The organism is Burkholderia sp. BCC0397, assembly GCF_902832865.1.
Taxonomy (GTDB): domain Bacteria; phylum Pseudomonadota; class Gammaproteobacteria; order Burkholderiales; family Burkholderiaceae; genus Burkholderia.
On the sequence record NZ_CADFDL010000015.1, the window covers coordinates 38561 to 52504 of the forward strand.

At 67.8% G+C, this 13944-nt stretch carries 14 protein-coding genes, 1 tRNA gene and 1 pseudogene; 11 read left to right on the forward strand and 5 right to left on the reverse strand.

The genetic code is table 11. From position 1 onward, the window contains the following. The first annotated feature begins 31 nt into the window (after positions 1-31). The 5 genes from HWX03_RS31000 (at position 32) to HWX03_RS31020 (ending at position 4449) form a co-directional block, all read left to right on the forward strand. Positions 32-1819, forward strand: a complete 1788-nt coding sequence (locus HWX03_RS31000; protein ID WP_175873868.1) for an SDR family oxidoreductase — start codon at positions 32-34, stop codon at positions 1817-1819. Positions 1820-1848: 29 nt separating this feature from the next. Further along, positions 1849-2754: a metal-dependent hydrolase gene (locus HWX03_RS31005; RefSeq protein ID WP_175873869.1), complete on the forward strand. Its 906-nt coding sequence runs from the start codon at positions 1849-1851 to the stop codon at positions 2752-2754. Positions 2755-2831: 77 nt separating this feature from the next. Further along, the gene (locus HWX03_RS31010) at positions 2832-3119 is read left to right on the forward strand and encodes a hypothetical protein (protein ID WP_174430291.1); all 288 of its coding nucleotides are present in this window, start codon (positions 2832-2834) and stop codon (positions 3117-3119) included. Between the two features lie 251 nt (positions 3120-3370). After that, positions 3371-3748 carry a DUF2917 domain-containing protein gene (locus tag HWX03_RS31015; RefSeq protein WP_175873870.1) on the forward strand — a complete coding sequence of 126 codons (378 nt, stop codon included), beginning with the start codon at positions 3371-3373 and terminating at the stop codon, positions 3746-3748. 326 nt (positions 3749-4074) lie between these two features. Then, positions 4075-4449 carry a DUF2917 domain-containing protein gene (locus tag HWX03_RS31020; protein WP_174430289.1) on the forward strand — a complete coding sequence of 125 codons (375 nt, stop codon included), beginning with the start codon at positions 4075-4077 and terminating at the stop codon, positions 4447-4449. A gap of 166 nt (positions 4450-4615) precedes the next feature. Here HWX03_RS31020 and HWX03_RS31025 read toward each other — a convergent pair whose 3' ends face one another. Beyond that, complete coding sequence (locus tag HWX03_RS31025; RefSeq protein ID WP_027781227.1) at positions 4616-4894, reverse strand: hypothetical protein; 279 nt, start codon at positions 4892-4894, stop codon at positions 4616-4618. Between the two features lie 822 nt (positions 4895-5716). Between HWX03_RS31025 and HWX03_RS31030 the strand changes: the two genes are divergently transcribed. Then, positions 5717-7018 carry an NCS2 family permease gene (locus HWX03_RS31030; RefSeq protein WP_174385246.1) on the forward strand — a complete coding sequence of 434 codons (1302 nt, stop codon included), beginning with the start codon at positions 5717-5719 and terminating at the stop codon, positions 7016-7018. 245 nt (positions 7019-7263) lie between these two features. Here HWX03_RS31030 and HWX03_RS31035 read toward each other — a convergent pair whose 3' ends face one another. Together HWX03_RS31035 and HWX03_RS31040 are read right to left on the reverse strand one after the other, a co-directional pair. Then, complete coding sequence (locus HWX03_RS31035) at positions 7264-7551, reverse strand: DUF1488 domain-containing protein (protein WP_006480750.1); 288 nt, start codon at positions 7549-7551, stop codon at positions 7264-7266. Between the two features lie 240 nt (positions 7552-7791). After that, the gene (locus HWX03_RS31040; RefSeq protein ID WP_011547191.1) at positions 7792-7983 is read right to left on the reverse strand and encodes a DUF2964 family protein; all 192 of its coding nucleotides are present in this window, start codon (positions 7981-7983) and stop codon (positions 7792-7794) included. A 269-nt stretch (positions 7984-8252) separates the two neighbouring features. Between HWX03_RS31040 and HWX03_RS31045 the strand changes: the two genes are divergently transcribed. From HWX03_RS31045 to HWX03_RS31060, 4 genes and pseudogenes are all read left to right on the forward strand, one after another. Then, the gene (locus tag HWX03_RS31045) at positions 8253-10151 is read left to right on the forward strand and encodes a sigma-54-dependent Fis family transcriptional regulator (RefSeq protein ID WP_175873871.1); all 1899 of its coding nucleotides are present in this window, start codon (positions 8253-8255) and stop codon (positions 10149-10151) included. Positions 10152-10233: 82 nt separating this feature from the next. Further along, complete coding sequence (locus HWX03_RS31050; RefSeq protein ID WP_175873872.1) at positions 10234-10536, forward strand: 2Fe-2S iron-sulfur cluster-binding protein; 303 nt, start codon at positions 10234-10236, stop codon at positions 10534-10536. A gap of 58 nt (positions 10537-10594) precedes the next feature. Next, on the forward strand, positions 10595-11089 hold the full coding sequence (locus HWX03_RS31055) for an SRPBCC family protein (protein WP_175873873.1): 495 nt from the start codon (positions 10595-10597) through the stop codon (positions 11087-11089). A 22-nt stretch (positions 11090-11111) separates the two neighbouring features. After that, positions 11112-11381: pseudogene (locus tag HWX03_RS31060) on the forward strand (LysE family transporter); the annotation flags it as partial. 18 nt (positions 11382-11399) lie between these two features. Here the strand turns inward: HWX03_RS31060 and HWX03_RS31065 are convergent. Then, positions 11400-12713 (reverse strand): leucine-rich repeat-containing protein kinase family protein, encoded by a 1314-nt coding sequence (locus HWX03_RS31065; RefSeq protein ID WP_175873874.1) that lies wholly within the window; start codon positions 12711-12713, stop codon positions 11400-11402. Positions 12714-12856: 143 nt separating this feature from the next. On the opposite strand from HWX03_RS31065, the gene HWX03_RS31070 reads away from it, so the two are divergent. Then, positions 12857-12941 (forward strand) — tRNA-Leu (locus HWX03_RS31070). A 76-nt stretch (positions 12942-13017) separates the two neighbouring features. Here HWX03_RS31070 and HWX03_RS31075 read toward each other — a convergent pair. Beyond that, positions 13018-13890 (reverse strand): LysR family transcriptional regulator, encoded by an 873-nt coding sequence (locus HWX03_RS31075; RefSeq protein WP_174385256.1) that lies wholly within the window; start codon positions 13888-13890, stop codon positions 13018-13020. Positions 13891-13944 lie beyond the last annotated feature (54 nt).

Sequence of the window (13944 nt, forward strand, 5' to 3'; positions counted from 1 at the left end):
CGCCCTCCTCCCCCTGAACAACGGACTCACGATGCAGCCTCTTTCCGACGAAGCGCCGCTGGCCCTGTTCGAATCGGTTCACAGCGAAACGGCGGTCGCCTCCGGCGACCTGACGCTCGCGGTCAGGACCTGGGGCGACCCGGCCCGCTCGCCGGTCGTGCTGGTGCACGGCTATCCCGACGACAGCAGCGTCTGGCAGCACGTCGCGCCGCTGCTCGCGCGCCAGCACTACGTGATCGCGTACGACGTACGCGGCGCGGGCCTGTCCGGCGTGCCGAAGCGCACGGCCGACTACCACCTCGCGAAGCTGACCGACGATTTCGTCGCGGTGATCGACGCGCTCTGCCCGGGCCGCGCGGTGCACCTCGTCGCGCACGACTGGGGCTCGATCCAGGGCTGGGAATTCGTCACCGATCCGCGCCTGGCCGGCCGCATCGCGTCGTATACGTCGTGCTCGGGGCCGTGCCTCGACCATGTCGGCTTCTGGCTGCGCGAACGCGTACTGCATCCGACGCCTACGTCGCTGGCCAGGCTCGGCGGCCAGCTCGTGCGCTCGTGGTACGTGTACTTGTTCCATCTGCCGTTCATCCCCGAGCTCGGCTGGCGGCTGTGGCTCGGCCGCGCGTGGCCGGGCCTGCTGCGCCGGCTCGAGAAAACGCCCGCCGCGCCGCGCCCGAGGCAGGCCGACGACGGCGCGCGCGGCGTACGCCTCTATCGCGCGAACTTCATCCGCTGCCTGTTCGCGCCGCGCGAACGGTACGCGCACGCCCCGGTGCAGACGATCGTGCCGCTCGGCGACAAGTACGTGAGCCCCGCGCTGTCCGAGAACCTGTCGCGCTGGGTGCCGCAGTACTACCGCCGCGAAGTCGCGGCCGGCCACTGGCTGCCGCTCGCCGATCCCGCGCGCTTCGCGGATCTCGCCGGGCAATTGATCGACGCGGTCGAATCCGGCAACGAAGCGCCCGCGCTCGCGAACGCGCGCCGCCGCGCCACCAGCGGGCGCTTCAGCGGCAAGGTCGCGGTCGTCACCGGCGCGGGCAGCGGGATCGGCCGCTGCGCGGCGCTGGCCTTCGCACGCGAAGGCGCGACGGTCGTTGCTTGCGACATCGATCTCGCGAGCGCCGAACGCACCGCGCTGCTCATCGGGCTGACCGGTGGGTACGCGCATGCGAAACGCGTCGACGTCGGGTCTGCGGACGAAATGGAAGCGCTCGCGGCATGGGTCGGCAGCGAACTCGGCGGCGCGGACGTCGTGATCAACAACGCGGGCATCGGCATGGCCGGCGGCATCCTCGACACGAGCACGCGGCACTGGGAGCGCATCCTGCACGTGAACCTGTGGGGCGTGATCCACGGCTCGCGGCTGTTCGCGCAGCAGATGGCCGCGCGCGGCACCGGCGGGCACATCGTCAACACCGCGTCGGCCGCGGCATTCGGCCCGTCGCGCGACCTGCCCGCGTATGCGACGACGAAGGCCGCCGTGCTGATGCTCAGCGAATGCATGCGCGCGGAACTCGCGGAACAAGGCATCGGCGTGACGGCCGTATGCCCGGGTTTCGCGGAAACAGGAATCATGGCGTCGACGCACTACGCGGGCGCCAACGCACAGGACGAAGCGCGGCTGCGCAAGCGCGCGACCAAGCTGTACCAGATGCGCGGCCTGAAACCCGAAACCGTCGCGCAGGCGATGGTCGACGGCGTGCTGCGCAACCGCCCCGTCGTCGCGGTCGGCGGCGAAGCGCACGCGATGCGCTTCGTCGGCCGCTTCATGCCGTGGCTGGGCCGGATGATCGCCCGCGTCAGCATGGCATCGCATTGACGGCGCACGACGCCGCACAGGGAGACAAAATGACCGATACCGCCGACTACCACAAGATCAGGGCCCGGCACGTGAAGTTCGACTTCAGCGACACGCCGATCACCTGGGTACCGAACGATCCGGGCAGCACGCACATCATCAACACGCTGAACCTGCTGTTCCCGGAAGGCGAGCTGTGGTTCTGCCGCGTATACAACAAGGCGCTGCCGCTGATCACCGATGCACGCCTGCGCGACGAAGCCGAAGGCTTCCTGCGGCAGGAAGCCGTGCATTCGCGCTCGCACGGCGGCGTGCTGAAGCACTACTACGACCGCCACGGCATCGACACGAAGCCGTTCACACAGAAGCTCAACCGGTTGTTCACGCGCGTGCTCGGCGAGCAGCCGTTCGGGCTGAAGATCGGCCATACGCGCTTCTGGCTGCGGCAGCAGCTGGCCGTGATCGCGTCGCTCGAGCATTTCTTCGGCTATCTCGGCAACTGGGTGCTCAACGCGCACGGCCTCGACGAAGGCCGCGCCGACCCGACGATGGTCGACCTGCTGCGTTGGCACGGCGCCGAGGAAGTCGAGCACCGCACCGTCGCGTTCGACATCTACCGGCACCTGGGCGGCACCTATCCGGAGCGCTGCGTGCACATGGCGTTCGTGATCCTGCTGCTGCTCTACTACATCACGACCGGCGCGAAGTTCATGTACCGGCGCGATCCGGACGCCGGCCGCTACCCCGGCTTCGTGCTCGCGTGGTGGCAGGGTTCGCGGCGCGGGCACCTGCCGTCGTTCTGGAAGGTGATCGGCGCGGCGCTGCGTTATTTCAAGCCGGGCTATACGCCGCACCACGAAGGCTCGACCGAGCAGGCGCTCGCCTACCTCGCGCGCTCCCCGGCCGCGCAGGCAGCCGCGCACGGCGGCAACTGGGGTACGACGAAAGGCGCGTGAGCGGGTTTCCGGCCGGTTCGGCGGCGGCGCCCGCCGAAATGCGTACAATCGCGGCTTCATTTCCCGGAGGTGCCGCGATGGCCATGAAGAAAACCGATCTCGAAAAAAACAAGGCGCTCAAGCTGACGCAAGCGATGAAGCAGTCGGGCGCCGCCCGTTTCGGCAAGGGCGCCGAAGACACGGCCAAGCTCGACCGCCGCGCGCAGCGCAAGCTCGACCAGGAACAGGGCCTCGTGCCGTTCGCGTGCAAGCTCAACGCCGAACTCGTCGAACAGCTGAAGGCACGCGCGGCCACGCACCCGGAAGGGATGACGGGCCTGCTGTCCGAACTGCTCGTGAACGGCCTCGCGCAACGCGACGCGTAACCGCCACGTCTCTCGACATTTCCGTTGACACGGCTGCGCGGCCACGACACACTCGTTCGCATGCTTATGCTCAAGCCCGTCGCCATCGCGCATAAAAACCGAGTGAACGCCCACCCGCGGCGATCACCGGAGGCGCTTGTGCGTTAGCATCGAGATTCAGTCACGCATGTCACAAGGCCTCGCCGGAAACGGATGAGGCCTTGTTGTTTTGGTGCGCGTCATCCCGCCCGGCTCAACGGATGGAGATGACGATGGACCAAGCAAGCCGGCTGGTTGCCTGCCCCGATCGGTGTCGCACCGATACGATCACATTGCCGAGCGTCGAGTTGCATTTCATGGTCGCGCCGCGCAAGACGCTGGCGTGGCGCGCGCAGCATGACGCCGAGATCCGCGTACACGACGCCACGCTGTGGATCACGCGGCTCGGCAGCGTCGACGATTACTGGCTGCGCGCCGGCGACGTGCTGCGCGTGCAGCGCGGCGATCGCGTCTGGATCGGCACCGACGACGACCAACCCGCCGAAGCGTCGATCACGACCGTGTACGCGATGCAGCGCGATACGTGGCTTGCGCGTGCGCTCGCGTGGATGCGCGACCGGCTGAGTGAGCGATGTCGAAGTCGCGCATGACGCACACATCGCTGCGCCCCCGATCCCGGTACGCAGCGACATCGTGAAACGCCGCATGCGCGCGGCAACGCATCGCCCGCGCATCTCCCCAAAATAGTCGTTGACAACGCCGCACGCCGACAACAAAATCGTTCGCATGCCTACGTTCAAGCTCATCGCCATCGCGATTCATTGCCCGGTGAACATTCGAAAGAATGGATCACGGGAGGCGCTTGTGCGTTAGCAATCGAGCAGTACCGCATGTCACACAAGGCCTCGCCGGAAACGGATGAGGCCTTTTTGTTCTGGTGCACGTCATCCGTCCGGCTCACTGAATGGAGAAGACGATGGACCAGGCAAGCCCGCTGTTTGAACGCCGCGATCGGCGCCCTGCCGGCACGATCGCGTTACCGACCGTCGTGATCCGCTTCGCGGTCGCGCCGCGCACGACGATGACCTGGCGCGCGCCGCAGGATGCGGAGATCCGCGCGCACGGCGCGGCGCTGTGGATCACGCGGCCGCCGAGCATCGACGATTACTGGGTGCGGCCCGGCGAGGTGCTGCGCATCGCGCGCGGCGAGCGCATCTGGCTCGGCACCGATACCGACCGGTCGGCCGAAGCGACGATCACGACCGCGTACGTGCGGCGCGGCGAACGCGTCAGGCGCATGCTCGCGCAAGTGCAACGTTTGCTCGTCGGGGTAGGGAGAAGGAGCGGATGAGCGGCGCGCCGTTACGCACGCGCACGCGACACGCGGAACGGCCGCGACCGGAAACGGACGCACCCGCGGCGCAACGCGCCGCAGGTGCGCATCGAAGAACGCGGCACGCCGGTGCGTGCCGCGGGCGATCGCGCGCCGTGCACAGCGACGGGATGCAGCCGGTGTATCAGGTGCTGGCGGCGAGACGCGGGCCCGTGCTCCGGGGCGTGGAATCGAGGTCGGGACGTTGCGCGGCCTGCGAGGTCACCCACGGATCGATGCCCTGCTTCTGCACCTCTTCGAGGAATGACACACGTGTGCGCCAGTAATCCGCCTGTAATTTCGCATCGATGACGCGCTGTTCGGCTGTGAACAGTTCCATGCGCGCCGTCACGAGCATCGACGCGGCGGTTTTTTCCGGCGTGGGGGCGTGTCGCATCGCCCAGCGGCTGATCCAGTTCAACATGCTGACCTCCGTGATTACGGACGAACCCGCATCGGGCAATCGCAATCGGCACGCGCCTAACCGGCCGTGCCTAACTGGCCGTGCCTGCCCAAACGCGCAACGGCCTTGACCGCCATTCACCGCCTGGCCTGCACGGACTGCGACTCCCCCGCGTCGGCAATTACCGGCCGGCGTGTGCATGCGCGGTGTATCTATCCTAGAAAGACTTGCCGGTTTACGCGATGGGGTCTTGCAATCTTTTACACAGAAACCACAGTCGCCCCCGCATCGCGAGATGACAGTTGCGGACGGGACGGCTTCGGCGCACGATAGCCCGATCCCTGCGACCGCCCGGACTGACGAACGGCCGCTGCACGCGGTTGCCGTGTCGTGTATCCGCACCGGCAGCACACGTGCGTTCGCTCGCCCGCGCCGCCTGCACCGCGTTCGTGCAGCATGCGGGCGCTCCGTTTCAGTCGCATGTCATCGCGCACCGACCGCGTGCGACGCTGCCGGCATGCCGTTGCGCACGCATCGGCCGGTGCCGCCAGCCGGCCCCGCGCCCTTCCGCTCGTTTCCACCGCTTCCACCGTTTCAGCCATTTCTGCCGGCCCGTGCCGCGCGAACCGGTAAAATGCGCGCCTTCGTCGCGCGGGCGGGCTGCCCGACCGTTCGCGCGCAGGCAACCGATCGTGCCCCCAACTATATCGTCCGAGCTATCCACGCTATTACAATCCGCCGATAGCCGGACAATAGTGGCTGGTTACAGTTAGCCGGCCGCGCTGCCTTTACAACAATTCGGCACAACAATCAACACGACAACCCGACCGGAGAAACGCCTTCATGGAATCCATCAAGCGGTATTTCGGCTTCGCTGAAGCCGGCACCGATTTCCGCACCGAAATACTCGCGGGCGTCACCACGTTCCTGACGATGGCCTACATCATCTTCGTCAACCCCGCGATCCTCGGCGACGCCGGCATGCCGAAGGAATCCGTGTTCGTCGCGACCTGCCTCGTCGCGGCGCTGGCGTCGATCATCATGGGGCTGTACGCGAACTACCCGATCGCCTGCGCGCCCGGCATGGGCCTGAACGCGTATTTCGCGTACACGGTCGTCAAGGGGATGGGCTTCACGTGGCAGGCCGCGCTCGGCGCAGTGTTCATTTCCGGCTGCCTGTTCCTGCTGGTCACGCTGTTCCGCGTGCGCGAGGCGATCGTCAACGGCATTCCGAAATCGCTGCGGATTTCCATTACCGCCGGTATCGGCCTGTTCCTCGGCATCATCTCGCTGAAGACGTCGGGCGTGATCGTCGGCAACCCGGCCACGCTCGTCACGCTCGGCGACCTGCACAAGCACGAGACGATCCTCGCGATCGTCGGCTTCTTCACGATCGTCACGCTCGACCACCTGCGCGTGCGCGGCGCGATCCTGATCGGCATCATCGGCGTGACGATCCTGTCGTTCTTCTTCGCCGGCAACCAGTTCCACGGCGTGTTCTCCGCGCCGCCGTCGATCGACGCGACGCTGTTCAAGCTCGACATCGGCGCCGCGCTGTCGACCGGCATCATCAACGTCATCCTCGTGTTCTTCCTCGTCGAACTGTTCGACGCGACGGGCACGCTGATGGGCGTCGCGAATCGCGCGGGCCTGCTCGTCGAAGGCAAGATGAACCGCCTGAACAAGGCGCTGCTCGCCGACAGCACGGCGATCGTCGCGGGCTCGGTGCTCGGCACGTCGTCGACCACCGCGTACATCGAGAGCGCCTCGGGCGTGCAGGCCGGCGGCCGCACCGGCGTGACGGCCATCACCGTCGCAGTGCTGTTCCTCGCGTGCCTGTTCATCGCGCCGCTCGCCGGCGTCGTGCCGGCCTACGCCACCGCGCCCGCGCTGCTGTACGTGTCGTGCCTGATGCTGCGCGAGATGGTCGAGGTGCCGTGGGACGATGCGACGGAAGCCGTGCCGGCCGCGCTGACCGCGCTGCTGATGCCGTTCACGTACTCGATCGCGAACGGCGTCGCGTTCGGCTTCATCGCATACGGCGGCCTCAAGCTGCTGACGGGCCAGGCCCGTACGGTCAAGCCGATCGTGTGGATCATTGCGGCCGTATTCCTGTTCCGCTTCTTCTATCTCGGCAGCGAGTAAGCGAAGCGCATTGCCGCACCGTACGATGAAATGCAAAAAACGCCACCTTCGGGTGGCGTTTTCGTTTTCGCACGATTCTTCTGCGATCCTCACGAATCGATGCGCATGCCCTGCCGACGCTCGGGCCATCCCGCGCGGCCCGCATGCGAAAATGCCGCCCGGCCCCACCGAACGGCATTGCGTGAAAGGCCACGTCTTCGCGTGCACCGCGCTCCGGCGCGCGCCGCAAGACGAGCGTCGTGTCGTCAGCGCCAGTTGGCCTCGTAGAAACGCACGTAGCCGCTGCGCAGCGTCACGCATTGCGCGCGCGTTTCCGACAGCAGGCGCCGTGCGGCCGCCTCGATGCGCTCGCGGTGCTGGTCGAATGCGCCGACCATGTCCTCGAAACGCGGCGATGCCGCGCCGAAGTGGTCTTCCAGCGCCTCGGCGGTGATCTGACACTGGACGCGCTCGCCATTGACCAGTGCCGTGAACGCCAGCATCAGGTCACGCCCCGAATACTCAGGCTTCTCGTTCGTGAAATGGATCTGCATGGAAGCCGCCTCGACCGGTAGAAAACGAATGACCGCGTCCGTCGTCCGCTACCGGCCGGACGAAATGTACGCGGGCTCGCCGGCGGAGGCCCCGACCGCGGAGTGTGGCGCGATCGATGCATGCCGGTTGAATTCCACTTTAGACGGTTTCACGCGGGAGACAAAAATTTCGGTGTGCGTCGTTCCGACGCGCATTTCGTCTGATCTGCGCGGCATCCAGCACCGTTTCGCAAACGGACGTCAGTGCGGGTCGGTCGGCCAGACGTTGAGCGCGATCGCGGCGGTCGTGACGCCCACCGCAATCGCGGCCGCCCCGTATCTCACCGCATCGGTCAGGTCGAACAGCAATCCGTGGATCGCCACGGCAATGCCGCCCAGCATGATGAAGGTGGCGATGGCCGCCAGCACGACTCTCAGTTCCGCCCGAACCATGATGCGTCTCCCGAACGGATGCATGTCGCGTCGCATGCATGTTGCACTGCGGAACACGGCGCGTGCGTGCTCCATTTCCATCATTGCAGGCGGGCGCTTAAAAGCAAGGGGATTTTGTTGACGGTCGCACATCGCACGTGGCGCTTGTATGATGATGCGTACCCGGACGGACGGCTGTTGCGCCAAATGGTGCACCGCGAGCGGAGATGCACTCCGCCGCCGATTCCGATCCGGTCGGCCCCGGCGGCCCCGGGAACAGGAGACAAACCATGCCGCAACCCTTCGTGCTGCCCGCCACCGCGGGGCGTACCGACCTGCTCGCGCAGGCGCATGCGCGTTCGACCGCGGTCGGCCTGCGCGCGCACGAACGCCCCGATTTCTCGCCGCTGTCGCGCCTCGCGCTGCGCGCACTGCTCGACACGAACCACACGCTGTTCTCGCACGCCCGCCCGGTGATGGAGGATCTCCACGCGCAGATCGCCGAGACGCAAAGCCTTGTGCTGCTGACCGACGCCGACGGCGTGATCCTGCACAGCATCGGCGACGCGGACTTCATCGAGAAAGCCAACCGCGTCGCGCTGTGCAACGGCGTGTCGTGGGCCGAAGGCGCACGCGGCACCAATGCGATCGGCACCGCGCTCGCGTCGGGCCAGGCCGTCGTCGTGCACGGTTCCGAACATTTCCTGCGCGCCAACCACATCCTCACCTGCGCGTGCGCGCCGATCGTCGATCCGTTCGGCCGCACGCTCGGCACGCTCGACGTGAGCGGCGACCCGCGCGGCTCCAGCCCGCATACGCTCGCGCTCGTGCGGATGTCCGCGCAACTGATCGAGAACCACCTGTTCGCGAACCAGTGCGGCGAAGCGCTGCGGCTGCGCTTTCACGCCCACGAGGATTGCGTCGATTCGCTGTTCGCGGGGCTCGTCGCCTTCGGCCCCGACGGCGGGCTGATCGCCGCGAACCGCAGCGCCCAATTCCAGCTCGGCGCGTCGTTCGACGCACTGCAGCACCAGGCCAGCGACGCGTTGTTCGGCATGCGCTTCGGCCAGCTCGCGCAGCAGGCCGCACGCGCGCCGGGCGCCACGTTCCGCCTCACGCTGTCGACCGGCGTGCGCGTGCTCGCACGCTGCGAATTCCCGGAAGCGCAGAAAACGACCGTCGCGGTCACGCCGCCCGCGCCGGCTGCGCGCGTGCGTGCGCCGGACCCCGACGCGATCACGTTCGCGACGCTCGACACCGGCGACGCGCGCATGGCCGCCGTACTCGAACGCGTCGCGAAGATCCGCGGGCGCGACCTGCCGCTGCTGATCCTCGGCCAGACCGGCACCGGCAAGGAATGGCTCGCCCGTGCGCTGCACCAGGCGTCGCCGCGCGCGGACGGCCCGTTCGTCGCGGTCAACTGCGCGGCGCTGCCCGATTCGCTGATCGAGGCCGAGCTGTTCGGCTATGAAGACGGCGCGTTCACGGGCGCCCGCAAGCGCGGCAGCCCCGGCAAGATCGTGCAGGCCGACGGCGGCACGCTGTTTCTCGATGAAATCGGCGACATGCCGCTCGCGCAGCAGGTGCGGCTGATGCGCGTGCTGCAGGAGCGCGCGGTGATGCCACTCGGCGGCGCACGCGCGGTGCCGGTCGACGTGCGCGTGGTCTGCGCGACCCACCGCGACCTGCGCGCGATGATCGCGGACGGCACGTTCCGCGAAGACCTGTTCTACCGGATCAACGGGCTCGCGGTCACGCTGCCGGCGCTCGCCGCACGCACCGACCTGCCGGCGCTCGTCGAGCGGATCCTCGCGCGGCTCGCGCGCAGCGAGCCGATGCCGCGCCGCCTCGCGGCCGACGTGCTCGACGCGTTCGCGCGCCACCGCTGGCCCGGCAACCTGCGGCAGATGACCAACGTGCTGCGCACGGCCGGCATGCTCTCCGAAGACGAAGCCGAGATCACGCTCGCGCATTTGCCCGACGATTTCTGGCTCGACTGCGACGACGCCCCGGCTGCGCCGGCCGCATTGACCCCGTCGGCCGGCAAGCGCGAAGGCACGACGCTGCAAAGCCACCAGGCCGCGATGATCGACGCGGTGCTCGCGCGGCATGGCGGCAACGTATCGGCGGCCGCGCGCGAGCTCGGCCTCGCCCGCAATACCGTGTACCGGTATCTGCGGCGGCACTGACGCCCACGGCTGGCGGCCGTCGGCCGCCGGCGGGTTCGGGTATGCTTGGCGCGTTGCCGCCGACCCGCCGCCCGCTTCAGTCATGACCGATCCAGAACACCCACCCCTCGTGCGCATCGAACCGCTCGGCGCGAGCTTCGACGCGCCCGATGCGCTGACGGTACTCGAAGCCGCCGCGTTCGCCCGCGTGTCGCTGCCGCGCTCCTGCCGCAACGGTACATGCCGAAGCTGCCTTTGCCGGATCGTCAGCGGCAGCGTACGCTACACGATCGAATGGCCGGGGCTGAGCCGCGAGGAAAAGGCCGACGGCTATACGCTGCCGTGCGTGGCCGTTGCAACGTCGGACCTCGTGCTCGACGTGCCCGACGCGGTCATGCTCGACTAGACGCGGCGCGCGGCCGCGCGCGTCGCCCTGCAACGCTCGATCCTGCATGGAGAACGTGATGATCCAGCCAACCGATCGCATCGAAAAACAGGCGCTGCTCAGCGCCTCGCCCGACCGCGTCTGGGCAGCCGTCAGCAATTCCGGTGAATTCGGCCAGTGGTTCGGCGTCTCGTTCGACGGCCCGTTCGAAGCCGGCCAGCCGTTGTTCGGCCGCATCACGCCCACCCGCGTCGACGACGACGTCGCGAAGGCGCAGGAGCCCTATGCGGGCACCGTGTTCGAAATCGTCGTCGATCGCATCGAGCCGCAGCAACTGTTCTCGTTCCGCTGGCATCCGTTCGCGATCGATCCGAATTTCGATTACACATCCGAGCCGATGACGCTCGTCACGTTCATGCTCGCGGCGCAGGCCGGCGGCACGCTGCTCACGGTCACCGAAACGGGTTTCGACCAGTTGATCGAAGCGCGTCGCGCGACGGCGCGCGACATGAACGACCAGGGCTGGGCCGCGCAGATGACGCTGATCGCGAAGTATCTGGCGCTGCACGCGTAGCGCGCCGCTACGCCGCACGTGCGTGTCGGGCAGCAATCCGAAGACGATGATCTTCCTGTCCGCGTTCATGCCGCAGTTCATCGTGCACGACCGCCCGCTCGCGCTGCAGTTCGCCGTGATGTACGCGACGATCGCCTGCACGGTCGTGATCGTTCACAGCGTCTATTCGGCCGGCGTGCGCCGCCTGCATCGCGGCGTCGGCATGAGCCGCGCGGTGCGCGCGCTCAAGCGCGCGAGCGGGCTGCTGTTCGTCGGGCTCGGCATCAAGCTGCTGACCGCGCGGCAGGCGTAGTAAGCCGGCCCGATCCCGTCAGTGCATGCGAGCGGCCAGCGCGGCCGTGATCTCGTCGAACGACGGCCGTGCATCGACGTCCTCGTTCATGCACGCCGCCGCCAGCGCATCGAGCGCGCCGGCATGCGGTTCGCAGCGCTCGAGCAGTTCGCCGAGCAGATAGCCGAACGCGCGCACTTCGAGCCGCTCGAACCGGGCGCCGCGTGTGCGCTCGTTCACGTCGTACAGCGACGCCGCCCCGAAATCCCCGAGCAACGCACCGCCTGCGCCGTCGTGCAGGATGTTGTGCGCATACAGGTCGCCATGCATGATGCCGCGCGCGTGCAGATGGCCGGCGACCGACGCGATGCCGTGCGCGATCCGCAGCGCCTGCGCCGGATCGAATTTCACATCGGCGGCATAGACGTCGCGCGTGCAGGACGCGAAGCTCGGCGGCCCGGCGAGGTTCGTCAGCGCGGGATCGACCTGCTCCATCACGAGGCCGTGCGTGCCGTCCGGATGCCCGCGCACCTTGCCGATCACCGGGATCAGGTGCGGGTGACGGCCGGCATGCAGGCACGCGGCCATTTCGCAATCGGGCAGGCCGTCGCTGGTCACCGCCCCCTTGAACAGCTTGACCGCGACCGTCCGCGGCGGATGGCCGTCCGCCCGCCATTGCGCGCGATAAATGACACCCGACGCGCCCTCGCCCAGTTTCCGTTCACACGAAAGCGCGGCCCAGTCGATCTCCGCGACGTCCGGCCCCGCTGACGCCGCGGCCTCCGGCGCCGCGCCGAGCGGATTGCCGGCAACGGCGAGCCATGCGAGACGCGGCAGGCGCAGCAGCCAGTCGGGCAACGCCTCCAGCCGATTCGCCGACAGACGCACCAGTTCCAGCGCGCGGCAGGCGACCATTTCCTCAGGCAGCGCCCGCAGCTGGTTGCCGGCAAGCATGAGCTTCTGCAACCGCGCACAGTCGCCGATGTCGGGCGGCAGTTCGTCGATTGCGTTGTCGGTCAGGATCAGCCAGCGCAGCGCACGCGGCAGCGCGCCGCGCGGCACGGTACGGATCCGGTTCGCCTTGAAGCCGATCATGTCGAGTTGTTCGCACGCGCCGAGCACGTCGGGGAAGGCGGTGAAGCGGTTGCCCGATGCGAACAGGATGCGCAGGCGATGCAGCCGCGGCAGATCGTCCGGCAGCGCGGACAGCGCATTGCCGGTCAGGTCGAGGACTTCGAGCGTGTCGGCCAGATCGAAGATCTCGCGCGGAAATTCGGTCAGCCCGCACGCGAGCTTGAGTTGCCGCGCGCCCGACAGTTGTCCGGCCTGCAGTTGTTCGAGAGTGTGGGTCACGGGGAGAAAACGGGTGGCGGTTGCGGGGACCCGTCGGGTCGATCGGACGAATTCTACCGGGATCGATGAGGTGCCCGTACACGACCTTGTCATACCCCCTTCACAAATGCGAAATGTGACGTTAGAATTGCGCCCCTTGCAGTGCCGACGTGGTGAAATTGGTAGACACGCTATCTTGAGGGGGTAGTGGCGAAAGCTGTGCGAGTTCGAGTCTCGCCGTCGGCACCAGATGCGTTTTCCTCGCATTCCGAGCATGGTCAGAAACCCGCGACAGCACATGGCTTCGCGGGTTTTTTGTTTGCAGCTACGCGAGCAACAGAAAATTCCGCACCACCGCGGACGGCTCGTCGCAGCGCGACGCAATGGCCAGCCTGGCGCGAAACCGGTTACCCGCGAACGGGCGGTAGACGACCCCGGGAACCTGCACCTGCGTAATCGCCTTCGGCACGACCGACACGCCGAGCCCGGCCGCCACCAGCGTCACCGCGGACGCGATCTGCGGCGCCGGTTGCGCCATGCGCGGCTCGAACCCGGCGGCCTGGCACGCAGCGACGATGTCGTCGAACAGCGCGCCGCCGGCCGTGCGCGGCACCTGCACGAACGACTCGTCGGCCAGCTCCGCCAGATCGATGCGCCGCCGCTGCGCCAGCCGATGCGCGACGGGTAGCGCGACGAACATCGGCTCCTCGTCCCAGTCGGCTACCCGCAGCGTCGCGGCGACGCGGCGCTCCGGCCGCACGATCGCGACGTCCAGGCGCCCGGCCTCCAGCGCCTCCAGCAGGACGCCCGACGTCGCTTCCTGCAACGTCAGCTCCGCCTCCGGATACGCCTCGCGAAAGCGGCGAATCAGATCCGACACTTTCGGATTGAACGCGGCCGTCCCGGTGAAGCCCACCCGCAAATGGCCGGTTTCCCCGCGTGCAGCGCGCCTTGCCGCCCGCGCCGCGCGCTCGGCATCGTCGAGCACGCGGCGCGCCTCTTCCGCGAACACCTCGCCCGCCAGCGTCAGCTCGGCGCCGCGCGCGGTCCGCTTGAACAGCTCCACGCCGAGCTCGTTCTCGAGCGCCTTGATCTGCTGGCTCAACGGCGGCTGGCCGATGCCGAGCGTTTCGGCGGCCTTCGTGAAATTCGACGCGGCCGCGACAGCCAGAAAGTAGCGCAGATGCCGGAGTTCCATGCGTGAAGTGACCTCGCGATGAGTCGGGCTGGCCTGTCGTCAGCCAGTGTTAAA